Origin of the sequence: Sulfurimonas sp. NWX367 (assembly GCF_039667065.1) — a bacterium.
GTDB lineage: Bacteria > Campylobacterota > Campylobacteria > Campylobacterales > Sulfurimonadaceae > Sulfurimonas > Sulfurimonas hydrogeniphila.
Map to the genome: position 1 here is coordinate 407,452 of NZ_JALCZM010000001.1, position 25,333 is coordinate 432,784.

A 25,333-nucleotide genomic window follows, 5' to 3' on the forward strand; every position below is an offset into this window, starting at 1 on the left:
AATAGCATAAATTAAAATTAAAAAGTTGTCTATGATTAAATATATATTAACCCTGTGTTTCCCGTTTCTTCTTTTGGCGAATTTGACGTATGAATCAAACTACAACAAAGAACTGGCATTGTTGGACTCATTTGATATAGAACCGTCATTTTTGTATGACCCTGTAATGAACAGAATGAAAGCAAAAACATTGTCAAGAGACAAACATTTTTTCAAGGCGATGGAAGATGCCTATCTGTTTATTCCTGCCATTAAGAGTACACTCTCAAAATACAATGTTCCTCAGGAGTTTCTCTATCTTGCCATGGCTGAATCAAATTTTCACACAAAGGCCTATTCTAATAAACGAGCAGCCGGACTGTGGCAGTTTATGCCCGCAACAGGCAAACTTTTTCATCTGAAAATTGACGAGTATGTAGATGAGAGACGCGATTTGATCAAATCAACCGAAGCGGCGGCAAAATACCTTTCGGCACTGCATAAGCGGTTTGGAAAATGGTATTTGGCTGCCATTGCCTATAACTGTGGCGGCGGTGCGTTAAGCAAGGCAATCAGAAAGGCAAAAACAGACAAACTTTCTGTTTTGCTCAATCCTAAAAAACACTATATCCCGAGAGAGAGCCGCTACTATATCCGCAAAATTGTTGCCCTTGCCCTGATAGGCAGTGACGAGCAGTATATGCTGCACAGTGAGTATGAGTACCTTTTAAATCGTGCAAACGCCTACTCGATTGCAACCGTGAAACTGCCCCGCGGAGAGTCTTTGGCACGACTCTCAAAACTTATTCATATTCCCTTAAAAGATTTGAAAAAGCTCAACAGGCATTTAAAATATGATTTTGTTCCGCCATATGCAGATGGATACGATGTATATATACCGTATATCAAACTCGCAGAATACAAGCAAAAGTATTTTCAGGAACCCATACAGAATATCTACAAGATACATGTAGTCAGACGGGGAGAAAACCTTTCCCGTATTGGCAAAAAATACGGTGTTTCGTACAAGGTGATTAAAGATTTCAACAAACTGCGCACAAACCGTTTACGAATCAAACAAAAGCTTGTCATTCCCATAGCCAAAAACACTAAACACAAAAAATTTCAAAGTACGCATTATTATATGGTAAAAAAAGGTGATTCTTTAGGCTCCATCGCAAGAGCCCATAAAATCAGCATTAAAAACATACGGGCACAAAACAACATCAAAGGATCTTTGATTCGGGTCGGCGAAAGGTTGAAGCTGTATGAATAAAATATTTTTTTTATCGGTGCTTGGTATTACTTTGTTTACAAGCGGATGCAGCACAAGAGGACCGAGCAGCTACATACATCATAAATACTCAAGCCCTACATACAGTCAGAAAAAATATTCACATCCGACGATGCGTCCTTATGTGGTACACGGAAAACGGTACTATCCGACTGTCGTAAGTGTCGGAGACAGATTCCGAGGCAATGCAAGCTGGTACGGACCGAATTTTCACGGAAAGTTTACATCTAACGGTGAAAGATACAATATGTGGGATATGACAGCTGCACATAAAACACTGCCGATGAATACCATTGTAAGAGTGACCAACAGAAGAAACGGAAAAAGTACAGTGGTTCGCATCAATGACAGAGGGCCTTTTGTCTCGACAAGAATCATAGACCTCTCAAAAGCGGCAGCCTCAAAAATCGACATGATAGGCACGGGAACTGCTCCTGTAACACTTGAAGTGCTTGGTTTTGCAGGAAAAGGCAAAAACAAGATACCAAATAAAAAACAGTTGAAAAAATCACCTAAGAGTGTGGAATTAAGCAGTTTTGCATTGCAGATTGCCTCTTTTTCAAATATAAACGGCGCAATAAGGACACAGGAAAAGTATAATAATACAGACGGATATACAACTGTCATCAAAGATATGCAGACACCAAACGGCAGAATGTTCAAAGTCTGGCTCAAAGGCTTTAAAAGTGAACAAGAAGCAAGAGACTACAAGGCAAACGGCATATTCAAAGGTGCATTTATAGTGAGAGAGGATTAAAAATGATTACAAAAACAAGAACAACCAAAGAGACAGATATAACAGTATCACTCGATATCAACGGTACAGGCAAAAGTAATATTAATACAGGTGTCGGCTTTTTAGACCATATGCTTGAGAGTTTTTCCAAACACTCTCTCATTGATTTGGACGTTACATGTAAAGGGGATACGCATATAGATGACCATCACAGTGTTGAGGATGTGGGCATTGTTTTAGGCTCTGTGCTTGCTCAGACTCTTTACCCTGTAAAAAATATGGAGCGTTTTGGGAGTGCAAACATTGTGATGGATGAGGCCTGTGTCTCCTGCGATTTGGATCTGAGCAATCGTCCTTTTTTGGTCTATGAACTCAGTGTCAGTGGAAAAGTAGGGCAGTTTGATACAGAGCTTGTTGAAGAGTTTTTTCGTGCCTTTGCCTTAAATGCAAGAATAAGCATGCACATTATAGAGTGCCGCGGGAAAAACAAACACCACATTATAGAAGCGGCATTTAAGGCGGTCGCTGTTGCACTCAGACGGGCAACGGCAAAGAATGAGAGAGTCGGCATCCCAAGTACAAAAGATGTTTTATGATTAAACTGATAGTATTGGATGTTGACGGTTGTTTAACTGATGGTAAACTTATATACTCGGCAGAGGGATTTGAAAGCAAAAATTTTAATGTAAAAGACGGACTTGGCATAACAACCTGGATAAAAACGGGAAATCAGGTTGCCATTATAACAGGAAGAAACTCCTCTATCGTTGAAAAAAGAGCCAAAGAACTGGGAGTGCAGCATTTGTACCAGGGTATACGGGACAAAGAGAGTATTCTAAGAAAAATCATTGCTGAACTCGGTCTGGAGTTTTATGAGGTTGGCGTAATCGGCGATGATCTGAATGACTATAATATGCTGCGTCTTGCCGGGAGAAGTTTTACTCCGAGTGACGGGCATGATGCAATTAAAGAACTTGTCAATACAACACTCTCAAAAAGCGGCGGCAATGGTGCGGTAAGAGAGATGATAGATATTTTAGTGAAAGAAAATGACCAAAAAGAAGCATTTTTATCTGTCTGGGTGTAAGGAGTAAAAAATCAATATCAATATATTTTTAACCTTTGTCATTACGCTTTTGCTGATGATATTTTTCATGTTCAAACCTATGGATGTAAAAATACACCATTTTACAGATGTGCCACTCTTTGAATTGAGTGATTTTACGATGTATGAACTTGATACTCACGGATTGGCGACAATTTTACTTGGAAACACCGGAACAAGATACGCTGAGAGATATGAGATAAAAGATATGGACTATACCGACAATTCGAAAAAATATATTGCAAATATGGTCTCTGACCTGGGTGTATATAAAAATGAAATCGTCAAGCTGAGCGGTCATGTTGTCTATGTGCGAGAAGACGGACTGACATTTAAAAGCCAAGAAGCACTTTACAATAAAAAAACAGCAGATGTAGTCAGCAATACAAAATACACTGCCTACCTGAATGACAATGTAGTCATCGGCGACTATATAAAATACAATAATATTACAAAAAAGATTTATTCTAAAAATGTTATTGCTACATATCAATTAAAAGAGGAAAAATAGATGAAATATCTACTTGTACTAACACTTTTTTTACAGACTCTACTCTTTTCACAAGAGCTTAAAATCAAAGCAGATGAGTTTAGAGGCGACCAGAAAAAAGGTATTTCAGTTTTTACCGGACATGTCAGAATTAAAAAAGTCAATGATGAACTTAACGCCTCCAAGGTTACAGTATATACGGACAAAAACAACAAGCCCACAAAATTTGTAGCTGTCGGAAATGCTTCTTTTGTAATAAAAACAGTAGAGGGAGCAAACTACAGAGGTGTTGCACAAAAAGTCGTCTACCTGCCTTTAAAAAAAGAGTATCACTTTTTTGGAAATGTACATCTGCAGCAACTCAACGAGAAAAAAGAGATTTTCGGTGATGAAGTTATTTTGCAGGCGATAAGCGGGAAAGCCTATGCCAAAGGTGTTGCAAAAGAGCCTGTCATTATGATATTTGATATAAAAGACGAAAAGGAAAAAAAATGATAGACATTGTTGAGGCAAAGTTTATAACATCGGCTCCGAATGTCAATGCAGCTCCGGAATCCGAAGAACAGAACGAAGTAGTTTTTATGGCACGCTCAAATGTTGGAAAAAGTTCGCTGCTCAACGCTTTGACAAATCACAAAGGGTTGGCTAAAGTCTCTTCAACTCCCGGAAAAACAAAGCTTATAAATTATTTTGATGTTACTTTTTTAAACAGAGAATCTTCTGAAAAACTTGTGGCAAAGTTTGTAGACCTGCCTGGTTTTGGCTACGCAAAAGTAGCAAAATCTCTCAAGCATGATTGGGAAAAAAATCTGACAGACTATATAGCCAACAGGGAAGAGATAAAGATTTTTATACACCTTATAGATTGCAGACATCCCCATTTGGAAATAGATACGGCAGTGAGTGATTTTCTTTTTAGCACGGCAAGAGAAAACCAATATATACTGCAAATATTTACAAAAATTGACAAATTAAATCAAAAAGAGCAAAGTGCACTTCGAAAAGAGTTTCCAAATGCTTTAATGGTTTCAAGTGCGAAAAAAAGAGGAATCAATAAAATTGTTCAAGTCATTTATGGAATACTGCAAGAGAAGACAGATGAAGATTGACTACACCAAGGCGAAACTCTCAGATATTGAAAAAATGAGAGATCTGGTACAGCCTGAAGTGCAGAGCGGTATCATTTTAGAAAGAAGCGAGGATGAAATCTCAACAAATATCCGTTCGTATACTTTGGCTTTTATAGCTGATGAACTTGTCGGTTTTGCGGCACTCCACATCCACACAAGATATCTTGGCGAAATACGCTCTTTGGTTGTAAAAGAGGGGTTTCGGGGACAGAAAATAGGAGAAAACCTGGTTGAGTGCGCTGTTGATGAGGGCAGAGCACTCGGTCTTCAAAAAGTACTGAGTCTCACCTACAAGCAATCTTTTTTTGAAAGACTGGGATTTGTGGAAATTCCAAAAGAGTCCCTTCCCGAACATAAAATTTGGGCCGATTGTATTAAATGTAAACACTTTCCGATATGCAACGAAGTATCTCTCATCAAAAACCTGTAATCTCACTCTTTTATATAGTGCTTTTTGTACTGTATGACAGTCTGGGCACTATTTATCCGTTTTTGCCGCCAATGCTGACACTTCTGTATGTACTTTTTGCCCGTGCACTTGACAATGACGACACACTCTCTGTTTTTGTTGTTGTGCTGTGTCTTGTTGTTTTTGAAGCCAACTACGGATATATGCTTTTGAGTGCAGTTGTCTATTTTTATGTATTGTATAAATTTATTATGCCTCAAATCACCAAAAATTCCAACTGTTTGGTTTGTATTCGAGCACTGACAGCCATCCTTGTCTATCTTGGTTATTTTCTTTTTCTGACACTGTTGTCAAATATTTTTTTATTGCCACAGCCAAATATAAATTACTATATAATTTACTATATAGTAATTGAATTCTTTTTAATAGGTCTCTTATGAAAATAAAATTTATTATTTTTGTGTTTGTATCAATCTGGCTGGCACTTATAGTGCGCGTTTTCTATCTGGCCGTTGAATCAAACAGTTACTACAGCAGGCTTTCATTGCAAAACACCATCAAACATGAGCAGATAGCACCTGTCAGAGGTGAGATAGTAGACAGATACAATCGACCTGTAGCTATTAACAAACTTGGATTTAAAATCCAAATTGCACCTCATTTGCTCTTGAAAAAACATAAAAACGAATTTAATGACACCGTTTCTTTTTTAAAGAAAGCACTGCCTGATTTAGACAAAGAAAAAATTATTAAAAACTACAGAAAAAAAGACTCATACTATAACCACAACTTCATAGATGTTGTCCATTTCATACCATATGAAAAAATGATGCCGGTATATTCTATGCTGAACCTGCGAAAAAACATTAAAATTCTTCCGGCACCCAAAAGATACTATCCGTATAAAAATATTGCTGCACATATGATAGGCTATGTTTCTCGTGCAAACCAAAAAGATATTGACAAAGACCCTCTGCTTGACCTCATAGGCTATACCGGAAAAACAGGTCTTGAAAAATACTATAATTCTTACCTGCAGGGTACACCTGGAGTAAAAGAGATAAAAGTCAATGCCAACAATCGGGAAGTGGAGGAGTTAAGTTATAAAAGTCCTGATGAGGAGAGAAAACTGAAACTTACGCTTGATATGGAGCTGCAAAAGTACATCTCAAAGCTTTTTGAAGGCAAGATAGGTGCTGTAATTGTTATGAATGTTGACGGTTCCATTTTAGCTGCGGGCAGTTATCCAAATTATGACTTAAATATTTTTGTTTCCGGAATGTCCTATAAAATGTATGATGAACTCTCATCAAGTCTTGATCACCCTTTTACAAATAAAATGACACACGGTTTGTATCCGCCAGGTTCGACCATTAAACCTCTTTTGGGGCTTTTATATATCACTACGGACTTGAATGAGCACTGGAGTGTTGACTGCCGCTCAAACCTGAAGTTAGGCGGAAGAACGTTTAGATGCTGGAAGAAAAAAGGGCACAGACACACCAACATCACAAAAGCAATACGGGAGAGTTGTGATGATTTTTTCTATAAAGGAAGCCTGGTACTGGGCAATAAAAAAATGAGTGCCGGCTTAAAACGCTATGGTTTTGGTAAAAAAACAGGTATAGATTTGCCCAATGAATTTATAGGTGTTGTTCCCTCCCGTGAATGGAAGCTACGAAAATACCATAAAATATGGAATATAGGCGAAACGGCAAATATGGCAATCGGGCAGGGTGATTTTCTTGTAACGCCTATACAGATTGCCAGAGAAACAGCGCTTATGGCAACCGGAAAGCTGCCTACTCCACATTTTGTTTCTTTGATTGGAGATAAAAAGTATAAAAGCAGCTACAAAAATGTGTTGAACAAAGTGGAATTGAAAAAACTTCCTGTTATCCAAAAGGCGATGTATCAGGTATGTAATTCTCCTCACGGAACGGCCACGAATTATTTGCATGTAAAAGTAAAAATAGCAGGCAAAACAGGGACGGCACAGGTCATAGGCATAAAACAGGATATTTTGAAAAGAAAGAAGGAACATGAACTCTCTTACTATAAGAGATCACATGCCTGGTTTACAACTTATGGACCGTATAAACATCCTCAGTATGTTGTAACTGTTATGGTAGAACACGGCGGACACGGCGGACATGCAGCGGGTTCTATTGTTTCTGACATATACAACAGGCTTTTAGAACTTGGGTATATCAAGAAAAAATAATTTTATGCAAAAGAATTTTGAATAAACAGTGCTAAAATTATAAGCAAAAAAATGCCTCCGGCTTTGTTGTACAGCTTGTTTGCCAAAACAAACAAAAGCGCTATGGAGGCTGCAGCAAGAATAAGCATGTCAAATTTTGTAGCTGCCAGATTTACACTCAGCGGATTCAAAAGAGCCGCACCTCCTAAAACCATAGAAAAATTGGCTACATTTGAACCTATGATATTTCCTATACTCATCTCGGCATTGCCTTTTTTTACGGCGACAAGAGAGACGACAAGTTCAGGCAGAGAAGTACCCAAAGAGATTAAAAACAGACCGATAATCCACTCACTTACATGTAAACTTCTTGCTATATTTGTACCGCTCTCTACAACAAAGTTAGCGCCTCCGATTGTTAAAACAAAACCAACACCCAACAGTAGAGCACTTTTTAGCCAATTAAATTTTTCTTTGACCAAATCTTCATCTATCTCGCCTTCAAGCTCTTCTTTGTTGCTTGAAAACAAAAATATGATATATGAAACCATCATAAGTAAAAACAAAGCACCGTCAATGCGGCTGATCTTTCCGTCGAGCGTCATAATAAAAAAGATTACCAGAGGTACAATAACCCAGGCACTGTCTTTTGAGAAGAGATCCCTGTCCGGATTCATGGATTTCGCAATCATAAAAACAATACCCAGTACCAAAGTGATATTAAAAATGACACTTCCTACGACATTGGCAACGGCCATATCGCTTTTTCCGTGTGCCGATGCCACCATAGAAGCTGCCATTTCCGGCAAAGAGGTGCCAAAAGCCACCAAAGTCGCACCGATGACAAAGTGTGAAATGTTAAAGTGCAGTGCAATCCGTTCTGACTCTTTAATGATAAAATCAGCCCCGTAAATCAAAGCGGCCATTGCCGAAATAAATATAATATAATCCATTGTTAAGTACCTATCCCTGTGTTCTTACTATCAAACTTTTCGGAAGATGAAACTCATTAATGAGCCGTTCTTCTTCTTCTCGCATTTGACCATTATCTGTTTCATGATCATATCCAAGGAGATGTAAAAGTCCGTGTATAAAAAGGAGTGTAAATTCATCTTCTTGTGTATGCTTGAACTCTGCAGCTTTTTCACGTACAAAATCATAAGAAACAACTATGCTTCCAAGTGGACTCATAGGCATCTCTTCATAGGGAAAACTGAGCACATCGGTTGGTTTGTCTATGTTTCTATACTCTTTGTTTATTTGCCGTATCTCATCATTTGCAGTAATGACAAGTTCTATGTCTTTATCTGTCATACTTAAAGCAATTTTTTGCAGCAGCGTGTTGTTTACTTCAAAAGAAGTTTTGTTGTCAATATCTATCATAAGTGGAATTATAGCAGATGAGAAAACATCTGCCAAGAAAGAGGAGAAATTCAGCCTGTAATATTAAGATTGCTTCCTACACCGGTTTTTTGTGCAGTCATTTGTTTGGATTGCTCCTGAGCAGCCTGAATGATTTTTTCTATCTGCTGCGCCTGTACATCCTGCGCTTTTTTCATAATATCTGTTTGTCCCAGCCCTGATGAAGTTTGTGTTGAAGATGATACTTCCATAACTTCCTCCTTGTTTGAAATACTAAAGTATATAACACTTATGGTAAAATTGTACCATGAAAAAAGAAAATAACACAAATAAAAAAGCTGTTTGCATAATGAGCGGAGGAATGGATTCTACATTAAGCGCCTATATGATGAAGAATCAAGGCTATGAAGTTATAGCAGTTCATTTTAATTATGACCAAAGAACACAGGCAAAAGAGCTTGCATGTTTTGAAAATATATGTCAAAGTTTACATGTAAAGCAAAAGTATATTTTAGATTTGGATTTTTTCAAACAACTTGGTGCTTCTGCACTGACAGACATAAACATAGAAGTACCTACAGGCGGAGTAGAAGAGGGTGTTCCTGTAACGTATGTACCGTTTAGAAACGGCATATTTCTCTCTATGGCCGCAGCAATAGCTGAAAAAGAGGGTGCGGAGGTTATCAGTATAGGAGTTGTTGAAGAGGACAGCAGCGGGTATCCGGATTGCAGGGAAGAATATATACAGGCTATGCAAAAAGCAATCAATCTAGGCACAAAAGATGACACAAAGATAGAAATAAAAATGCCACTGGTGCATCTCAAAAAATCGCAGATCGTAGAAGAAGCCCTAAAACTGAATGTTCCTTTGGAACTGACATGGAGTTGCTATAAAAACGAAGACAAGGCCTGCGGTGTGTGCGACAGCTGCAGACTCCGTTTAAACGGCTTTGAAAAAGCAGGCGTGAGCGACCCGATTCCCTATGCATAAAACGGTTACATGTAAAGAGCTTACGGCACAGCTTGTATATGCTCCAAAACTTAAGCACAGTTACATACAGATAAAGCATGATTCAAGTATTATTATAAAAACGCCATACAGGCAAAAAAAGTATGCGATAGAGTTTTTTCAGGATAAAGAGTCCTGGATTCGAAAACAGTTACATAAAAATTCTCTGCGCAAGCCTTTACATGTAAACCTGGAGGATGAAGTGCTGCTGTTTGGTGAAATCTACAGTATAGACAGTGATGAAGCGCATTACCTGCGAAAAAAACTGCAGCGCTTGCAAACATCAGACAAGACAAAAGTTCTGTCTGCATATGATAATTTTTATACATATACAGCCAAAGAGTATCTGCCTCAGAGAGTAGACTATTTTGCCCAGATAATGCAACAGGAATACAAAACTTTAAAATTCAGAAAGATGAAAAGCCGGTGGGGAAGCTGTAGCTCTGCAAAAATCATTACATTCAACACCCAACTGATAAAAGTACATAAAGAGCTGATAGATTATGTAATAGTCCACGAACTTGCACATCTTGTCCATATGAACCACTCAAAAGATTTTCATGACCTGGTTGGAAAATACCTGCCTCACGCAAAAGTACTCAGAAAAAAACTGAAAAACATTTCTCTATCTTTGTAAATATTCCTGATGATACTTGCTTGAAGGCGACCAGAGCATCCATCCGTTTGTTCCTATATCCTCTGCAGCTTTGATTTGTGCCTGTATCTCTTCTCTCTTATACGCTTTTCTTGAAGATGTATAATCTTTAAAATACTGCAGCCATGGGCGGACTCTATTGCTTGGAATTCTGTCTTGAATCTTTTTTATACTTCGATATACAACCTCATAGGGGTGTTTCGCCGGATACTTAAAATAAAAAGAGCCGCTTGAAAAGCCTGAAGGGTAGAGCATCGGGCATAAGTAGTCTGCGTAATTTGCCAATGATGTAACAGTCTGTCCTATGCCGTTGTCATCTTTTGCCCAGCAAATATTTCCATAGGTGTCAACAGAGATAAAAACACCGTATTTTTTTAATCTTCTCTGTGCCTCTTTCAAAAAACTCTCTATTGCTTTTATCCGGTTTGGTTGCGTGCATTGTCTACAAAACTGCAATCCTTTTTTTGCAGGAAAACGGATATAGTCAAAATTGATTTCATCATAGCCGGCCTTTGCAGCTTCTTCGGCAATAGATATGGCATAATTGTGCGCACGTTTGTCAAAAGGGTCCACCCAGGCCATATTGTCATGATTTCTCCATATTTTTTTATTTTTTTTGATGGCGTAGTCAATATTGTGAGAAGCCTGCAGTTCATCTTTAAAGGTTACAATTCTGGCAATGGTATAGATATGCCGCTCTTTCATAGTTTTTATAAATTTTTTAATATCTCTGTTCGTACGCTGCTTGTAGGCACCATACTCATTGGCCTGCTTGAAGCCGGTCCAAAACTGGGTAGAACCGTATTCGTTTTTAACATCTACCACCACGGCATTTGCCTCGGTTGTCTCTATGAGATGGAGTATTTTTTTTAACGTACCGGAGTTGTTGCTGGCACCCCAGAAGGTTAAGTAGAGTGCTTTTACCTGAATGGGTTCAAGTTTCAATGTTGTTGTGTTTGTATCAGATGTAAACGTATAAGGTCTGTATCCATAGGCTTTGATATGGTATCTGTTTTCTTTTGAAGCTATAAAGAACGAACCGTTTTCGTCACTTTTGACACTGTTTTTTGAGTCACTGATGAAAGCAGATGCTATAGGTCGCAAAGTGTGTATATCTACAATAGTTCCACCAAAAGAGGCAAAAAGCAGGGATGAAAACAAAAATAATAAAAATAGCAGTTTTTTCAAGAAAATCCCTTTAGGTAATTTTTTTTGCAATCTTACTATAGATTAAGCAAACAGAGGACAATTGCGCTTTGTTTGCAGACAGCGATTTTAATGTGATATTAAATTTAGTTAAAGTACAATGTACTAAACACAACATCATTATAGAATATATTAATAAATGTTTGAGTGCCACAATCTAGAGCAAGTCAAAAAATTTATAAAGGTTCCTGCAATGTTAACGGAAATAAAAGTTTTATCAGAACAGACAAAAGAGATACGTGTACTTTATGTAGAAGATGAAAGAACTGTTAGAGAACAAACTATAATGATATTTGATATACTGTTTCAAAGTGTAGATGTTGCAGTTGATGGTGAAGACGGTTGGCAAAAATATCAAAACTCTCAGTATGATATTGTGTTTACAGATATCAGCATGCCAAAAATGGATGGATTGAAGTTAACCAAACTCATTAAAGAAAACAATCCTATGCAAAAAGTTGTAATCATCTCCGCATATAACATCACAGACTATCTGCTTAAAGCCATAGAACTTGGCGTAGACGGTTTTCTTTTAAAGCCTATAAAAATGGATAAAACGGTATTGCTTATTAGAAAATTAGCTGAAAGTATTCTAGCCGGCAGAATGATGCAGGGTTACAGAAAAAAGCTTGAAGAAGAGATAAATACAAAAACACAAGTTATACATCAGCAGGCAGTAACCGATAAATTAACCGGTTTGCAAAATCGTTTTGCTTTAAACAAAGCATTAAAAAACACAGAAACCGATACAGTGCTTATTTTGCTAAATATCGATAACTTTGACAGCATTAATGTAGTATATGGTTATGAAATCGGTGATAAGAGTATTGTTTTTTTAGCAAAATTATTGACAAAAAACAGACCTCCTCATTCGAGTCTATTCTACTTGGGAAATGACGAATTTGCTCTTACATGTAAACTGAACGAGAATGCACTTATGGCATATGCAAAAAAATTACAAAACATTATAGCCGAATCTGTTATAAAACTGTATGACATTGATATTAAATTTACTGTAACCATGGCTATTGCCAAAGGAGATGACAAGCTCCTGAAACATGCATACATTGCACTAAAAGAAGCAAAAAAACAAGGAAGAAATATCATTAAAATATATTCTCAGGACCTGCTGATTGAAAAACTTCAAGCTCAAATACAAAAATATTCTCCGATTATAAGAGATGCAATTAAAAATGACTGTGTTGTTCCTTACTTTCAGCCTATTGTTGACAATAAAACGCATAAAGTTTACAAATATGAGTGTCTTGCAAGAATAGTAAATGCCGAAAAAACCTATTCTCCATTTGAATTTATTAATATAGCTGAAATTATAGGACTTATTCCCGAAATTACAAAAATTATGATAGACAAATCATTTCAGATTTTTAAACATAATAAATTTGATTTTTCAATTAATATTACGGAAATAGATTTACATAACAACTATTTAAAAGAGTATTTTTTAAAAAAACTTTTACAATACAATATTGAACCTTCCCGTGTTATCTTAGAAGTGCTCGAAGGTATTAGTGCTACAGGAGCTCAAAATTCTTTGGAACAGTTAATGGAATTGAAAAATATCGGTTTTAGTATTGCCATAGATGATTTTGGTGCCCAAAATTCTAATTTTGAAAGGGTGCACGCTATGAATATAGATTTTATAAAAATTGATGGCAGTTTTGTAAAAAATATTGATACAAATGCAAAAAGTTACTCTATTGTTAAAACTATGACTGATTTTGCCAAAAGTATCGGTGCAAAGGTTATAGCAGAGTATGTTCATTCGCAAGAGGTTGCCTATACTGTAGAAACACTGGGAATTGAATATTCGCAAGGCTATTATTTTTATGAACCTAAACCGCACTTATCTACTGAAGATACTGCAAAGGACACAAATCATGAAAACATATAATTATCTTATAAGTGAAGATAATTTGCCTGAAATCTTTAGTGAAGATTATGAAGAAATTATACAGGGCAACGCTATTCTTATACAGGTTTTTTCAGGACAAAACAAACGAAGATTTGAAGAAATTTTGAGATTTTTATCATCAAAATTTAAAAATGCCAAAATTATAGCTTCCTCCACCGATGGAGAAATTTTTGAAAATAAAATTTTTCAATTCACAACAGTTGTTTCTGTGTCAATATTTGAAACAACCTGTTTGCATCTGGCATATACACAAATAGATTCTGATTTTGATAACGGTGTAAAACTTGCAAAAGAGCTTGTAACACCAAGAACAAAACTACTCATTGTCTTTGCTGACGGTTTATTGTGTAATGGAGAAGAGTTTTTAAACGGTATCTATTGTGTTGCACCGCATGTAAAAATTGCCGGTGGGCTTTCCGGTGATAATGCAAAATTTGACAACTGCTACATTGGCTTGCAAAATAAACTGTATGATAAAGGTGCAGTAGCGGTTGCATTGGATTCTGACATGTTACATGTAACGAGTTTATATCATTTTGGCTGGAACAAAGTAGGGCGTCAACATGTTATTACCAAGTCAGAAAAAAACAGAGTTTACACGATAGATAATATGACAGCAGTTGATTTTTATAAAAAATATTTAGGTTCAGACGTAACTGACAATTTGCCTGTTACCGGAATAGAATTTCCTCTGATTACAACAAAAAACGGGGTTGATGTTGCAAGAGCTATCACGACCAAGCATACAGACGGCAGCTTAAGCTTTGCCGGAAATTTATTAGAAGGAATGAAAATATATTTTGGTGTCGGAGATGCTGAAAAAATAGTAATGAACCCAGTCAAAGTTTCCAATATCAATGTTGAGACTTTTTTTATATACTCCTGTATGGCTCGTCGCCGTTTTATGTCTGGCTTAACAGAAGATGAAATTATGCCCTTTGCAGATTTGGCACCGACAAGCGGATTCTTTACTTATGGCGAGTTTTATACAGAAAAAAAACCGGAGCTGTTAAATGAAACATTAACCGCTATAGCTTTATCTGAGTCCAATGTTATATCTGAAACTAATCATCAAATAAATTTTCTTGATAAAAAAGATGAAGATTTCAGATCAAAAAAGAAAACCTATGCTGCTTTAATGCATATATTGGATGTTACAACAAAAGAGTTGCAAGAAGAAAACAATAAACTTCAAATATTAAAAAAAGAGTTAGAAGCAAAAAACAACACCCTTGCTCATATACAAGAGATATCGCATATAGGCAGTTGGGAATTAGATCTAAAAACCAATAAAATCACATGGTCAAAAGAGAGTTTTAAAATTTTCAACAGAGATATTTCTCTTGGGGAACCTAGTTACCTTGAGTTTGTAAATATGGTTTTAGAAGAAGACAGAGCTCAGCTAATGCAGGCACAAAAAGCATTAAATGATGGCTCTGTTCACAGCATGGAAATACGACTCAAAAGAGAAGACGGAAAAATAATTACACTTTTTGAAAGTGCAAAAATGGTATTTGAGAATAATAAACCGATAAAAATCATAGGAACATCTTTAGACTTGACTGATATAAAAGTAAAAGATAATATTATTTCTCAACAGTCAAAACTTGCACAGATGGGTGAAATGATAAATATGATAGCGCATCAATGGAGACAGCCTTTGAATGCAATTAGTGCATCTGCAATTCAGCTTAGTATGCAAAATGATATGAATATTATAACAAGCGAGAAAATAAGTGAAACAACTCTTTTTATAGAAAACATGGCGCAAGAAATGTCAAATACCATTAATGATTTTATGAATTTCACAAAACCTGTCAATGAAAAAGAATTGATAAAAATAGAACAGGTTATAAGTGATATTTTACATTTAATGGGGGCACAGCTTAAAAATCACAATATTAATTTTTTAACAGATGTAGAGGAGGGATTAGCACTTTTCACCTACAGAAAAGATTTAGAGCATGTTTTAATTAATTTTATTTCAAATGCCCGAGATGCTTTTGAAGAACATGAAAATAAACATAAAAAGATTATATTCAAAGCATTTAGGGAGAATAATACATGCACTGTAAAAGTCATAGATAATGCAGGAGGCATAAAACCTGCTATAATAGAGAGAATTTTTGAACCTTATTTTACAACAAAAGAGCAGGGTAAAGGAACAGGTCTGGGGCTTTATATGAGTAAAAAAATAATCAAAGAAAATCTTAATGGTGATATATATGTACACAGTTTACAAGACGGATCTGAATTTACGATTATATTAGGATGCGAAAGTGAATGATAATCTAAAAATTTACACTAGCTTAAATATACTCTGTGTTGAAGATGATACAAATGTTATGGATATTTACACAACGCTCTTTTCTATGCTTTTTAAAAATGTATATACAGCATATAACGGTGCTGAGGGCTTGAATGTGTTTCAAAAGAAACAAGTTGACATCGTATTGACAGATTACTCTATGCCCGTAATGAACGGTTTGCAAATGAGTGAAAAAATAAGAGAATGTGATGCCGGTATCCCCATTATTTTATTGACTGCCTTAGAAAGTTTGGAAATGTTACGCACTGCAATTGATCTTCGTATTACAAGTTTTATAAAAAAACCGATTTCCTCACAGTCAATTTTTTCTACTTTGGAGTTTGTCGCAAAATCGGTATTGGCAGACAGACTGCTGATGCAGGCACAACAGCAAAAACTCTGTTACTCTAATTATCAGGAAACTTTAACCTATCAAAAAGAGACAACAATTATAAAAAATGACCTGCAGGAAAATAAAAATTTTTTACACTTTACATGTGAAGTTTTTTATCAACCAAAAGATATTTTAAGCGGGGACAGTTATATTATAAGAAAGATTTCAGATGATGGATATTTTATGTTTTTGGTTGACGGTATGGGAAAAGGAATATCGGCAGCTGTTACAGCCATGCTGTGCAGTGCATCTGCGAACAACATAATAAATCAAATGATAAAAAACAAAAATTTTTCTTTAACACAACTCATAAAACAGCTTTTGGAGTTTATCGCGCCGAATTTACTTGAAGAAGAGGTTATCTGTGCAACTTTTCTCTATTTTAGCAGTAAAGAGAGACTGGAATATGCTATGTTTTCCATGCCTGCGATTTTATGTATAAAAGATGACAGTAATGATGTTGCAAAAATAAAATCGAACAATCCTCCTTTGGCAAGCTATACAAAAAGTATAAATACTACAATCCTTGATATAAAAAAAATATCCAAGATACTTGTTTTCAGTGACGGACTCAATGAAAACTCCGTCAGAAATTCTTCGGAATTTTACGGGAAGTACCTTGGAAAAGATTTTAAAGAAGCTAAAGACATCAATGAACTTGAAGCAAAAAGAAAAAAACAGGTTTTTGATCAGGAGGATGATATAACTTATATATTTATACAAAGAGAGGAGTTATCGAACATTTAGAAAATATCCGAGACTCACATCACTCCACTCTTTAGAAAGGTTCAGGTATGCTTTTATAGAGGCATACACTTCGGCAAAATCATTGTTTTTGCTGCTGAGATCATGGATGACTTCCTGAAGTGCTTTTTTCCCGGCTTCGGTTACATCATCCGGAAACTGTGCAAGCGTTACATGTAAACTTTTGAGTTTTTGCAAAGCGTAGATATTCTCATGATGAAATTTCGTTGCCATATTTGCATTCATTTCACTTGCAGCCACTTCAATCATAGACTGATGTTCACTGGCAAGCTTGTTCCATGTATGTTTATTGAATGTTAATTCAAGAACAGAACCCGGTTCATGCCAACCGGAATAATAATAAGGAGCAACTTTATAAAACCCCATTTTAATGTCAAGGGCAGGGCCCACCCACTCTGTTGCATCAATGACACCACGCTCTAAAGAAGTATAAATTTCTCCCGCAGGCAACAAAACAGGATTGACCCCCATGCGTGAAAAAACCTCTCCGCCAAGACCGGGAATTCGCATTTTAAGTCCCTGCATATCAGCCAAAGAGTTTATAGGTTTTCGAAACCATCCGCCCATTTGAATATTTGTGTTTCCGCCTAAAAACGGATAGAGATTGTGTTTTGCATAATGTTCTCTCCATAAATTCATACCGTCACCATAGAGCATCCATGAGTTTACTTCTTCAGCGGTAAAACCAAAAGGAATACCACTGTAAAGAGAAAAAGCAGAATTTTTTCCTTTCCAGTAATAGGGACCGGAGTGAAAAGCATCTATCTGCCCGCTGGAACAGGCATCAAAGACAGCCAAAGCAGGAACAAGAACATTTTTAGGATAAATTTTTATCTCCAAACTGCCACCGCTGATGGCATGAAGACGCTGTGCAAACTCTTCAACACCGGTTCCCATTATAGGGAAATGTGCAGGCCAGCTTGTTGCCAGCTTGATAACTGTTTTTTTGTTTTTATTAAAATGAATATTTTTTACAGCATCATTGTGTTTTTTAGGATGTTTTGAATAGTCTATTGCGACATGGTTCCCTTCATTACAGCCACCGAGGGCTATGGCTGCAGAAGTGAGTGTTGCGGTACTTAGAAAATCTCTGCGATTCATCTATTTATATTGCATTGTAAAGTATATGTTTACATCTTGCCATGTTTTACCCTGATGAAGAGTATAACATGCCTTGTTGATTGATTTCAAAGACTGCAACATCATAAAATCTGCCAAATCTATTGTCCCTTTTGCATTAACTGTGTTGTTTGCAATACTGTAGCTCATAGGAATATTTAAGGTTTTATTATTCATGTTCAATTGCAATATAAGAGTATTTTTTGTAACATCAATAATTTTTGCTTTAATGCGCTTCACATCTTGAACATTAAAAAACTGTGCAACCAGTTTTGCGTCTCTGCCTTTGTTGCCGCTGTTGACACTTGATGTTTCTATCTCCGCTGTTGCATTTCTTAAAAGAGTAGTAACTGTATCCGCTTTTTGTGTTTTGACTCTGATTTTGTCAAAAACGCCGCTTACACCTTTTTTCGCATATGTTTTGAATGCGGTAAACTTTACTGTCGTGTTTTGCACTTCAAGTGCATAAAGTGAAGCCCCGGCTAAAAGTAACGCTAATATGATTTTTTTCATTTTTTATCCTTTGTAGTTAACTCTTATAATATACCATTATTTTTTAAAAATCCAAAGTCAGTTGAGTTTGCCTTATTAAAGGTTTTTCCAGTATTGATTTATCTACACCGACTATCAGGGCAAAATGAAAATTGTTTGCCTGTAAAATATTTTTGATTTCATTTTTATTTTTATAAAAAAATAAATTTTTCTGTTTCAGAAGATCAGCATCGAGCCTTTGTTTACATGTAGAGGGAATAATATAAATAATTTTGGCCCAGCTTGCCTGTTTTTGCAAAAAAAGTATTTCATTCTCTATCAAAGAGGTGCTTTTTTCAAATATCAATACTTTGTCACTGGTTCCAAACTCTTTTATCTCAAAACTTTTATTTGTAAAAACTGCTTCAAAATGATCAATCGGCGTAAATTTTCTTAGTCTGAAATTAATTTTCAGCACTTTAAAAAGATAAAGCAGTTGCTCAAGATAGGGCATAAAGAATGGTGAGATAAGTTGTCTTTCATAAAAAACATTGTCATAAATGAAAGATGTTTCAAAAAGTGTCTGTTCAATGATATTGATACTTTGTGCCTTACTTTTTGGCAACTCTTTGATTTTTGTAAATAAATCCGAAGAAGTAAGAGTAGGGCTAAAAAGAAGAGTGGAACCGTTTTCTATATTTGACAACTCTTTAAAGATGCTTTTTATATCCCCGTGCAAAGCGATGAAACTCGGTTCTGTAACAACCTGTAAAGCAATTTTGAGAACAATCTCATCACAGGCATATACTGATATTTCTTTAGCGATAAGTTCAAAACGCAAAAGTCGTTTGATTGCGTCTTCCAAATCTTTCACTTTTATCCAGGCTATCTCACTGTCTGTTATCTGCGTAGGCTTGTCAAACACTACACCGTAGGCACCGTTAAAAACAGCATCTTCTATGGAACCTTCATCAAAAGCTATAAAAAGATCACCTCTCTTCACCGCTTTTGCATCAAAAACAATATTGTTAAAATTACTTACAAAGGGAGTATTTACCAGTTCTCCGTGTATAAGTGCTAAAGTATTTTCCAGTCTCATCCAACAGGTGTGCCTGCTTTTTTAGGTTTTTCCGGTCTGATTAGACAAAGACCGTCTTCATCTTTTGCAGCAAGAAGCATTCCTTCACTTATCATTCCCATTAACTTGGCAGGTTTGAGGTTGGCTACAACACACACTTGAGTATTTATCAAATTATCAGGAGAATAAAACTCTTTTATACCGGCAACAACCTGTCTCAAATTCTCTTCGCCTAAATCAATCTGTAATTTTAAAAGTTTTTTACTTTTTGGTACTTCCTCAGCTTCTACAACAGTTCCGACTTTCAGAGATGTTTCAAAAAATTGACCAATTTCAATAAGGTTGTCATTTTCTTTTTTCGTCTCTTTTGTTTGTTTTTTGGAGCTTTGTTCTTTTTTTGTTGCTGTCACAGGTTCTGCCTTTGGCACTTCTTGCATCAAAGGTTCTTCAATTCTAGGAAAAAGAGGCGGCACCTTTTTAATATTAAATAATTTCAACAGTTTTTTCTCTAGTATAAGCTCTTTGTAACTTGCTGTATTTATTTCAAAAGAGAGTGCATCCGCTATGATATTTGTTGTATTTGGCATAACAGGGTGAAGCATTACAGCCGCTTTTGCCAGTATATTTGCAACAACAGCTACAGTAGCGAGTGCTTCGTCTTTTTGTCCGTTTTTCATTTTTACCCATGGTTCATACTCTTGTATAACACCGTTTCCTATTGCAAAAAGTTTCCACAGTTCTTCAAGATACCTGTGTGGTTGCAGATTTTCTAAAAATGTATCAAGAGAATCCAAAATCAGATTCATTTGCTCAATCTCTTTAGAATGGTATTTTTCTACATCTACGCTGTCTATTTGAAAATCAGAATATTTTCCACTCATACCTATGATACGATTGAGCAGGTTTCCAAGATCATTTGAAAGTTCAGAGTTTATACGGTCTATAAAAGCACGTTGTGAAAAATCACCGTCTTGGCCAAAAGGAACTTCTCTAAGCATAAAGTAACGGAGATTTTCTACACCATAGGCATCCGCAACTTCTTTTGGAGAAACAACATTTCCTTTTGATTTGCTCATTTTTTCACCGTCTCGTGTCCACCAGCCATGCGCACCGATATGCTTAGGAAGAGGGAGATCCAGACTCATTAAAAATGCAGGCCAGTAAATAGCATGAAAACGAAGAATATCTTTTCCGACAAAATGAACATCAGCCGGCCAATAATTCATAAGTTTTTCATCCGAACCATAACCAAGAGCTGTGATATAGTTTAAAAGTGCGTCAAGCCAAACATACATAACATGTTTGTCATCTCCGATACTTTTAGGCATTTTCACCCCCCAGCTAAATGATGTGCGTGTTACAGAAAGGTCACGCAGACCGCCTTTTACAAAATTTACAACTTCATTTGCACGCGAGCGGGGCATAATAAAATCAGGATGACTTGCATAATGTTCCAGCAGCTTATCTTCATAGTTTGAAAGTCTGAAAAAATAGCTCTCTTCCTTTACCACACTTGTTGTTCTTCCGCAGTCAGGGCAAAATTCACTGTCTATAAGCTGTGTTTCGGGAAAAAATGTTTCACAACTTACACAATAATGGCCTTCATAGAAGTCCTTGTAAATATCACCTTTTGCATACATCACTTCAAAAGCTTTTTGTACACCTTTTTTGTGTTCTTCATCAGTTGTTCGTATAAACTTATCATAACTTATACCAAACTCATCCCAAAGATTCTTAAAAGTCGCACTGATTTCGTCTGCAAACTCCTGTGTAGGTTTTCCTGCTTTTTTTGCAGACTCTTCTATCTTTTGTCCGTGCTCATCTGTTCCTGTCAAAAAGAAAGTATCTTCACCTTTGAGTCTCTCATAGCGTGCCAGAGTATCTGCAATGAAAGTCGTGTAAGCATGCCCGATGTGAGCCTCTCCGTTGACATAGTATATAGGTGTTGTTATGTATTTACTCAATGTATGTTCCTGTTAAATATTTAATGTATTTTATCTAAAATGTTTACTATTGCCAATAGTATTAAAATTCAAAACCGCCTGTTTCGCCTTTTGACATGCTGTTATAAACGGCTTTTATATATTCATTTCGCAGCTCACAGCCAAAATAGTGTTCACACACACTGCAGCTTTTATGATTTTTTTGCTCTTGACACTCCTGAACTTTTTGTATCATTTCATCAAGATGCAGTTCAAATTTGTCTTTAGGCTTTTTATGCGTTTCTTGCATATACTTCTTTCACTCGGTCTATTTCATATTTTGAACCAAAAAAACATGGTGAAGTGTCATGAATATGTGCATGACCAAGAGTTAAAATTTCATCTTTTCCGTCAACGGCCTCTCCTCCTGAAGTTTTAAACACAAAAGCAAAAGGAAACACTTCAAACAAACGGCGAAGTTTTCCTTCTGGTTTATCACTTGTAGCAGGATAGCTGAAAAGTCCGCCGCCTTTGAGCAGAATCTGATGCAGGTCAGGTACCATACCGCCGGAGTATCGCAGACGGTATCCCTCTGCAAAAAAACCGTCTATCATGGCTTTGTGGTATTTTTTCCAGTTTTGCTGCGTTCCTCCCGGAGCCATCAGTTTGCCTTTTTCGTTGAGTCGTATCTCTTTGACAAACTCAAATTCACCGGCCTGCAGCAGATAAAGCTTTGTTTTGTTTTGTGAAAAGACCATTTCAACGCGCGGACCATAAACAACATAGCAGGCAGCAACCATTTTTTGTGTTCCAAACGCACCCTCATAAATGCCAAAAATCGATCCTACGCTCAAATTTACATCTATTAATGATGAACCGTCAAGCGGGTCGTAGGCAATAAAATATTTGCCGTTTTCATGTAAAACCTCTTCATGCTCTTTTTCTTCACTGGCAACCGTATGGATAGAAGTAACTTTGGAAAATTCTTCTTCAATAATCATGTCACATTTTATGTCAAGTTCAAGCTGTGTTTCGCCAGAACTGTTTTCGAGCTGTGAGTATCCTATGTCTTTTGTATCAATTGCTTCTTTAATTCTTTTGGCACTTTTTTGAATTGCATCAAATATATCTCTCATTTTTTTTCCTTTTTAAACTTTTTTTGCATTTTTTTGTATCCATGTTATCACTTCATCTGTGTCATTTAAATCTAAAACATCAACATCTTTTGGCAAAGTGTATTTTTCAATATCTATACTTTCATCAACAGCAAGCGCATTCATATAAGGAAAGTAATCTTCATCTATACTGTTTCTAAATATGCTTATTCTTGGCAGGGGCAGATTTTTCAGCCCTTCAACGAGTAAAATATCAAAATCACGAAACATGCGTATCATTTCATCCAAATCGGCATGACGGTGTGAAAAGTAGGTTGTTCTGTTTGGAGAAGTCACAATGACTTCTGCCCCGGTATCACTGAATTTGTAACTGTCTTTACCAACAACATCAAATCTAGCCTTGTCTTTTGGGTCATGCTTTATGATAGCTACTTCCAAATGATGTTCATGTATGAGTTTTCTGGCAACTTTGAGTATCAATGTTGTTTTACCGCTGTTAGAGGGTCCGGTAAATGCAACTGCTAATCTTTTTTTCAATATATAAGTCCTTGTGACTTTTCTTTAAAAATTTTAGGCCATTATACAAAAGAAGAGTTTAATAAGATATAATTCCAAAAAAGAATAGGGCCAAAAAATGAAATTTTTACTACCAATACTCTTATTACTGATAACTTTTTGGGGGTGCGCGCAAAAAAATGCATTTGAAAGATTTCATTTAAAAAATTCTCAAGAGTTGGCCGAAGACAATCTGCAAAGCAGCAAAGTTGTCAATACAAAAGCTGACGTAGTCGCAATTGTAACTGCTGTGTATTTAAACAAAACAGATCCGAAAATTTACAAAGATTATGAATATTTCTATCTCTATCTTTATAAAAAAAACAAAAAGAGCAAAGTAGAATTTTATCTCAACGAAAAACCTGCAATCCTTGTAGAATCATTACCTGTCCAAAATGAATTTACAGCACTTACATCATTTCATGCAAAATGGAACAAGTACTACCTTGTCGGATTTGCAAAGCAGAACAAAGAGACTTTGCATTTAAAAATCCAATTAGGACAAAACAGTACAATTCTGACTTTTAAACGTTGAAGAGGACACCTTTAATAAAGTATGGACTGTAAAATTACAATAAGAACCTGCAGTGCTATAATAATGATAAGCGGTGCGAAATCCAGACCATTTAAATCTGTTCGCATAAATCTTCTTACGAACGCGTATGCCGGGTTTGTTACTCTGTGAAGAAACTGCACAACAGGGTTATATGGATCGGGATTCACAAAACTCAGCAGCGCTGTAATAATAATCACCCAGATATAGACATTTACAAGTCCTATGAAAATTCCGCCGATCCCCTGTATAATTTCAACTAATGCACTCATTTGATAATCTCCTTCAGATAGTTTTTCAGATATTTATATACTTTTTCTATAGCAGGCCCATGTTCGGCATTTGTAAGAAGTATACGCAACGGTTGTAAAAAGTTTTCATCTTTGAGCCCTGTTTTATCCATGATATAGTTTTTAAAATCATTATACTCTTCAAAGTAGGGCGCATTTTTTATCGCTTTTGCCATTGACTCCATTTCTTCTGCAAATCCGTGGGCAGTAACTCTTTTTGCAAAAATAGAAGCAATTTTTTCTTTCAACTCTTTTGTAGTCCCCGCTTCTTCAAGATAAATACGTGTAAGTTCTCCGATTTCCGGGTCGGCAAATCCTACATAACGAGACAACTCTGTTGCATCCAGGTTTTTTAAATGCTCTTTGTTGATCTGTTTCAGCCTATCCTGATCAAAACGAACAGGATTATCTGCAAGTTTGTCCAGGTCAAACCATTCTGTCGCTTCTTTGAGTGTAAAAATCTCTTTTGGAGGATTGCTGCCGATTGATATTAAATAATTTGAAATAGCTTCGGGCAAATATCCTTCTTCCAAAAGCTGTTTTACACTGACACTGTTCTGTATACCGTGCAGGTGGGCATATTCAATCTCTTTGTTATATTGGAGCTGGTTTCTTACATGTACCTGTTTTGGTGTATTGTTGAGATATTTTTCATCGCAAATAATCATTGAAACATCACTCAGCATATCATCTACCGCACAGGCAAAATCATAGGCAGGCGTTTTATCGTGATTCATGATCACAAAACTGTCAACAGCATCAGGTTCAAAACTGATTGCACCTTTAAGCCGGTCTTTTACAATGACTGGTGTATCAGGACGTACTATTCTTACAGTAAAAGGGGCTGTATTGTCAATGACAAGTTCGGCAGGAAGATTTCTGCATGCATCATCATAATGGTACTCCTTTTGCGCTTTTTCTGCCTCACTGCGCTTTTTTTGCAACCATTCATCGGAACAAAAACAGGAAAAAGCTTTTTTCTCATGCAAAAGTTGCAGAGCCATAGCCGAATGAAAACGAAGGTTTTGGCTTTGATACACCACGTGAGAATATTCAATTCCAAAAAGCCCTAAAATATCCAGGGTTTCCTGGTCTTTATTGTGCATAACTTTTTCTTTGTCTATATCTTCTATTCTTACAATGAAATCTTCATTTTTTTGTTTTGATACAATGTAGTTTAAGAGTGCAATTCTTAAATCATTTATATGCATGTCTCCAATAGGGCTGGACGCAAATCTTAGCATTAACATTC

Annotated in this window: 29 protein-coding genes; 16 read left to right on the forward strand and 13 right to left on the reverse strand. The window is 36.2% G+C overall.

Annotated features, from left to right (window positions below; genetic code table 11):
• Positions 1–31: 31 nt before the first annotated feature.
• From MNY28_RS02130 to mrdA, 10 genes are read left to right on the forward strand one after another with little or no spacing between them, the layout of a single operon-like run.
• Positions 32–1,255 carry a lytic transglycosylase domain-containing protein gene (locus tag MNY28_RS02130; RefSeq protein ID WP_230973323.1) on the forward strand — a complete coding sequence of 408 codons (1,224 nt, stop codon included), beginning with the start codon at positions 32–34 and terminating at the stop codon, positions 1,253–1,255.
• Positions 1,248–2,030, forward strand: coding sequence for a septal ring lytic transglycosylase RlpA family protein (locus MNY28_RS02135; RefSeq protein ID WP_346388769.1), 783 nt, complete (start codon positions 1,248–1,250; stop codon positions 2,028–2,030). Before MNY28_RS02130 ends, MNY28_RS02135 begins: the two co-directional genes overlap by 8 nt.
• Positions 2,031–2,032: 2 nt before the next feature.
• Positions 2,033–2,605, forward strand: coding sequence for an imidazoleglycerol-phosphate dehydratase HisB (gene hisB / locus MNY28_RS02140; RefSeq protein ID WP_346388770.1), 573 nt, complete (start codon positions 2,033–2,035; stop codon positions 2,603–2,605).
• Entirely contained in the window at positions 2,602–3,096 is a 495-nt protein-coding gene (locus MNY28_RS02145; RefSeq protein ID WP_151900304.1) for an HAD family hydrolase, read from the forward strand. The genes hisB and MNY28_RS02145 overlap by 4 nt, the downstream gene beginning before the upstream one ends.
• Before the next feature lie 55 nt (positions 3,097–3,151).
• On the forward strand, positions 3,152–3,625 hold the full coding sequence (gene lptC, locus MNY28_RS02150) for an LPS export ABC transporter periplasmic protein LptC (protein ID WP_230973322.1): 474 nt from the start codon (positions 3,152–3,154) through the stop codon (positions 3,623–3,625).
• Entirely contained in the window at positions 3,626–4,099 is a 474-nt protein-coding gene (gene lptA / locus MNY28_RS02155) for a lipopolysaccharide transport periplasmic protein LptA (protein ID WP_346388771.1), read from the forward strand.
• Positions 4,096–4,713, forward strand: coding sequence for a ribosome biogenesis GTP-binding protein YihA/YsxC (gene yihA, locus MNY28_RS02160; protein WP_151900301.1), 618 nt, complete (start codon positions 4,096–4,098; stop codon positions 4,711–4,713). Before lptA ends, yihA begins: the two co-directional genes overlap by 4 nt.
• Positions 4,703–5,164, forward strand: coding sequence for an N-acetyltransferase (locus MNY28_RS02165; RefSeq protein ID WP_346388772.1), 462 nt, complete (start codon positions 4,703–4,705; stop codon positions 5,162–5,164). The genes yihA and MNY28_RS02165 overlap by 11 nt, the downstream gene beginning before the upstream one ends.
• Positions 5,131–5,583, forward strand: a complete 453-nt coding sequence (locus MNY28_RS02170; RefSeq protein ID WP_346388773.1) for a hypothetical protein — start codon at positions 5,131–5,133, stop codon at positions 5,581–5,583. Before MNY28_RS02165 ends, MNY28_RS02170 begins: the two co-directional genes overlap by 34 nt.
• Positions 5,580–7,367: a penicillin-binding protein 2 gene (gene mrdA, locus MNY28_RS02175; RefSeq protein ID WP_346388774.1), complete on the forward strand. Its 1,788-nt coding sequence runs from the start codon at positions 5,580–5,582 to the stop codon at positions 7,365–7,367. Before MNY28_RS02170 ends, mrdA begins: the two co-directional genes overlap by 4 nt.
• 2 nt (positions 7,368–7,369) lie before the next feature.
• Here mrdA and MNY28_RS02180 read toward each other — a convergent pair whose 3' ends face one another.
• The 3 genes from MNY28_RS02180 to MNY28_RS02190 are packed head-to-tail and all read right to left on the reverse strand — an operon-like array spanning position 7,370 to position 8,959.
• Complete coding sequence (locus MNY28_RS02180) at positions 7,370–8,299, reverse strand: calcium/sodium antiporter (protein WP_151900297.1); 930 nt, start codon at positions 8,297–8,299, stop codon at positions 7,370–7,372.
• Positions 8,300–8,309: 10 nt separating this feature from the next.
• On the reverse strand, positions 8,310–8,729 hold the full coding sequence (gene ybeY / locus MNY28_RS02185) for an rRNA maturation RNase YbeY (protein WP_346389034.1): 420 nt from the start codon (positions 8,727–8,729) through the stop codon (positions 8,310–8,312).
• A gap of 50 nt (positions 8,730–8,779) precedes the next feature.
• Positions 8,780–8,959 carry a hypothetical protein gene (locus tag MNY28_RS02190; protein ID WP_151900295.1) on the reverse strand — a complete coding sequence of 60 codons (180 nt, stop codon included), beginning with the start codon at positions 8,957–8,959 and terminating at the stop codon, positions 8,780–8,782.
• A 56-nt stretch (positions 8,960–9,015) separates the two neighbouring features.
• Here MNY28_RS02190 and queC point away from each other — a divergent pair, with 56 nt between their 5' ends.
• Both queC and MNY28_RS02200 read left to right on the forward strand, forming a co-directional pair.
• Entirely contained in the window at positions 9,016–9,699 is a 684-nt protein-coding gene (gene queC, locus MNY28_RS02195) for a 7-cyano-7-deazaguanine synthase QueC (RefSeq protein WP_151900294.1), read from the forward strand.
• Positions 9,692–10,354 carry a SprT family zinc-dependent metalloprotease gene (locus MNY28_RS02200; RefSeq protein WP_151900293.1) on the forward strand — a complete coding sequence of 221 codons (663 nt, stop codon included), beginning with the start codon at positions 9,692–9,694 and terminating at the stop codon, positions 10,352–10,354. Before queC ends, MNY28_RS02200 begins: the two co-directional genes overlap by 8 nt.
• Here MNY28_RS02200 and MNY28_RS02205 read toward each other — a convergent pair.
• Complete coding sequence (locus MNY28_RS02205) at positions 10,343–11,560, reverse strand: putative glycoside hydrolase (protein ID WP_346388775.1); 1,218 nt, start codon at positions 11,558–11,560, stop codon at positions 10,343–10,345. The genes MNY28_RS02200 and MNY28_RS02205 overlap by 12 nt on opposite strands.
• A gap of 211 nt (positions 11,561–11,771) precedes the next feature.
• Between MNY28_RS02205 and MNY28_RS02210 the strand changes: the two genes are divergently transcribed.
• Genes MNY28_RS02210 through MNY28_RS02220 form a run of 3 tightly spaced genes read left to right on the forward strand, consistent with a single transcriptional unit; the run spans position 11,772 to position 16,960 of the window.
• Positions 11,772–13,490 (forward strand): EAL domain-containing protein, encoded by a 1,719-nt coding sequence (locus tag MNY28_RS02210; protein ID WP_346388776.1) that lies wholly within the window; start codon positions 11,772–11,774, stop codon positions 13,488–13,490.
• Positions 13,477–15,798 carry an FIST N-terminal domain-containing protein gene (locus tag MNY28_RS02215; protein ID WP_346388777.1) on the forward strand — a complete coding sequence of 774 codons (2,322 nt, stop codon included), beginning with the start codon at positions 13,477–13,479 and terminating at the stop codon, positions 15,796–15,798. Before MNY28_RS02210 ends, MNY28_RS02215 begins: the two co-directional genes overlap by 14 nt.
• Complete coding sequence (locus MNY28_RS02220) at positions 15,791–16,960, forward strand: fused response regulator/phosphatase (protein WP_346388778.1); 1,170 nt, start codon at positions 15,791–15,793, stop codon at positions 16,958–16,960. The genes MNY28_RS02215 and MNY28_RS02220 overlap by 8 nt, the downstream gene beginning before the upstream one ends.
• Here MNY28_RS02220 and MNY28_RS02225 read toward each other — a convergent pair.
• The 7 genes from MNY28_RS02225 to mobB form a co-directional block, all read right to left on the reverse strand.
• Positions 16,946–18,079: a substrate-binding domain-containing protein gene (locus MNY28_RS02225; protein WP_346388779.1), complete on the reverse strand. Its 1,134-nt coding sequence runs from the start codon at positions 18,077–18,079 to the stop codon at positions 16,946–16,948. The genes MNY28_RS02220 and MNY28_RS02225 overlap by 15 nt on opposite strands.
• A complete protein-coding gene (locus MNY28_RS02230; RefSeq protein WP_346388780.1) occupies positions 18,080–18,610 on the reverse strand; it encodes a YceI family protein in 531 nt (176 codons plus the stop codon).
• A 43-nt stretch (positions 18,611–18,653) separates the two neighbouring features.
• A complete protein-coding gene (locus MNY28_RS02235; protein ID WP_346388781.1) occupies positions 18,654–19,667 on the reverse strand; it encodes a hypothetical protein in 1,014 nt (337 codons plus the stop codon).
• Positions 19,664–21,610, reverse strand: a complete 1,947-nt coding sequence (metG, locus tag MNY28_RS02240; RefSeq protein WP_151900286.1) for a methionine--tRNA ligase — start codon at positions 21,608–21,610, stop codon at positions 19,664–19,666. Before metG ends, MNY28_RS02235 begins: the two co-directional genes overlap by 4 nt.
• A 61-nt stretch (positions 21,611–21,671) precedes the next feature.
• The gene (locus MNY28_RS02245; protein WP_151900285.1) at positions 21,672–21,878 is read right to left on the reverse strand and encodes a hypothetical protein; all 207 of its coding nucleotides are present in this window, start codon (positions 21,876–21,878) and stop codon (positions 21,672–21,674) included.
• Positions 21,862–22,704: a class 1 fructose-bisphosphatase gene (locus MNY28_RS02250; protein ID WP_346388782.1), complete on the reverse strand. Its 843-nt coding sequence runs from the start codon at positions 22,702–22,704 to the stop codon at positions 21,862–21,864. Before MNY28_RS02250 ends, MNY28_RS02245 begins: the two co-directional genes overlap by 17 nt.
• 12 nt (positions 22,705–22,716) lie before the next feature.
• Entirely contained in the window at positions 22,717–23,220 is a 504-nt protein-coding gene (gene mobB, locus MNY28_RS02255) for a molybdopterin-guanine dinucleotide biosynthesis protein B (RefSeq protein ID WP_151900283.1), read from the reverse strand.
• Between the two features lie 97 nt (positions 23,221–23,317).
• Between mobB and MNY28_RS02260 the strand changes: the two genes are divergently transcribed.
• A complete protein-coding gene (locus MNY28_RS02260; RefSeq protein ID WP_346388783.1) occupies positions 23,318–23,773 on the forward strand; it encodes a hypothetical protein in 456 nt (151 codons plus the stop codon).
• A gap of 11 nt (positions 23,774–23,784) precedes the next feature.
• Here MNY28_RS02260 and MNY28_RS02265 read toward each other — a convergent pair whose 3' ends face one another.
• Together MNY28_RS02265 and gltX are read right to left on the reverse strand one after the other, a co-directional pair.
• Entirely contained in the window at positions 23,785–24,063 is a 279-nt protein-coding gene (locus MNY28_RS02265) for a YggT family protein (RefSeq protein WP_346388784.1), read from the reverse strand.
• Positions 24,060–25,325: a glutamate--tRNA ligase gene (gene gltX / locus MNY28_RS02270; protein ID WP_346388785.1), complete on the reverse strand. Its 1,266-nt coding sequence runs from the start codon at positions 25,323–25,325 to the stop codon at positions 24,060–24,062. The genes MNY28_RS02265 and gltX overlap by 4 nt, the downstream gene beginning before the upstream one ends.
• Positions 25,326–25,333: the final 8 nt, after the last annotated feature.

Bases quoted from the DNA above. Each gene is read 5' to 3' on its own strand.
- MNY28_RS02235 (WP_346388781.1), bottom strand. From the start codon at position 19,667: ATGAGACTGGAAAATACTTTAGCACTTATACACGGAGAACTGGTAAAT.
- mrdA (WP_346388774.1), top strand. From the start codon at position 5,580: ATGAAAATAAAATTTATTATTTTTGTGTTTGTATCAATCTGGCTGGCA.
- MNY28_RS02180 (WP_151900297.1), bottom strand. From the start codon at position 8,299: ATGGATTATATTATATTTATTTCGGCAATGGCCGCTTTGATTTACGGG.
- MNY28_RS02250 (WP_346388782.1), bottom strand. From the start codon at position 22,704: ATGAGAGATATATTTGATGCAATTCAAAAAAGTGCCAAAAGAATTAAA.
- MNY28_RS02130 (WP_230973323.1), top strand. From the start codon at position 32: ATGATTAAATATATATTAACCCTGTGTTTCCCGTTTCTTCTTTTGGCG.
- lptC (WP_230973322.1), top strand. From the start codon at position 3,152: ATGATATTTTTCATGTTCAAACCTATGGATGTAAAAATACACCATTTT.
- MNY28_RS02165 (WP_346388772.1), top strand. From the start codon at position 4,703: ATGAAGATTGACTACACCAAGGCGAAACTCTCAGATATTGAAAAAATG.
- MNY28_RS02215 (WP_346388777.1), top strand. From the start codon at position 13,477: ATGAAAACATATAATTATCTTATAAGTGAAGATAATTTGCCTGAAATC.
- gltX (WP_346388785.1), bottom strand. From the start codon at position 25,325: ATGCTAAGATTTGCGTCCAGCCCTATTGGAGACATGCATATAAATGAT.
- queC (WP_151900294.1), top strand. From the start codon at position 9,016: ATGAAAAAAGAAAATAACACAAATAAAAAAGCTGTTTGCATAATGAGC.
- MNY28_RS02265 (WP_346388784.1), bottom strand. From the start codon at position 24,063: ATGAGTGCATTAGTTGAAATTATACAGGGGATCGGCGGAATTTTCATA.
- lptA (WP_346388771.1), top strand. From the start codon at position 3,626: ATGAAATATCTACTTGTACTAACACTTTTTTTACAGACTCTACTCTTT.
- MNY28_RS02230 (WP_346388780.1), bottom strand. From the start codon at position 18,610: ATGAAAAAAATCATATTAGCGTTACTTTTAGCCGGGGCTTCACTTTAT.
- hisB (WP_346388770.1), top strand. From the start codon at position 2,033: ATGATTACAAAAACAAGAACAACCAAAGAGACAGATATAACAGTATCA.
- MNY28_RS02145 (WP_151900304.1), top strand. From the start codon at position 2,602: ATGATTAAACTGATAGTATTGGATGTTGACGGTTGTTTAACTGATGGT.
- MNY28_RS02225 (WP_346388779.1), bottom strand. From the start codon at position 18,079: ATGAATCGCAGAGATTTTCTAAGTACCGCAACACTCACTTCTGCAGCC.
- yihA (WP_151900301.1), top strand. From the start codon at position 4,096: ATGATAGACATTGTTGAGGCAAAGTTTATAACATCGGCTCCGAATGTC.
- MNY28_RS02190 (WP_151900295.1), bottom strand. From the start codon at position 8,959: ATGGAAGTATCATCTTCAACACAAACTTCATCAGGGCTGGGACAAACA.
- MNY28_RS02260 (WP_346388783.1), top strand. From the start codon at position 23,318: ATGAAATTTTTACTACCAATACTCTTATTACTGATAACTTTTTGGGGG.
- MNY28_RS02210 (WP_346388776.1), top strand. From the start codon at position 11,772: ATGTTAACGGAAATAAAAGTTTTATCAGAACAGACAAAAGAGATACGT.
- MNY28_RS02170 (WP_346388773.1), top strand. From the start codon at position 5,131: ATGCAACGAAGTATCTCTCATCAAAAACCTGTAATCTCACTCTTTTAT.
- MNY28_RS02245 (WP_151900285.1), bottom strand. From the start codon at position 21,878: ATGCAAGAAACGCATAAAAAGCCTAAAGACAAATTTGAACTGCATCTT.
- ybeY (WP_346389034.1), bottom strand. From the start codon at position 8,729: ATGATAGATATTGACAACAAAACTTCTTTTGAAGTAAACAACACGCTG.
- MNY28_RS02135 (WP_346388769.1), top strand. From the start codon at position 1,248: ATGAATAAAATATTTTTTTTATCGGTGCTTGGTATTACTTTGTTTACA.
- MNY28_RS02200 (WP_151900293.1), top strand. From the start codon at position 9,692: ATGCATAAAACGGTTACATGTAAAGAGCTTACGGCACAGCTTGTATAT.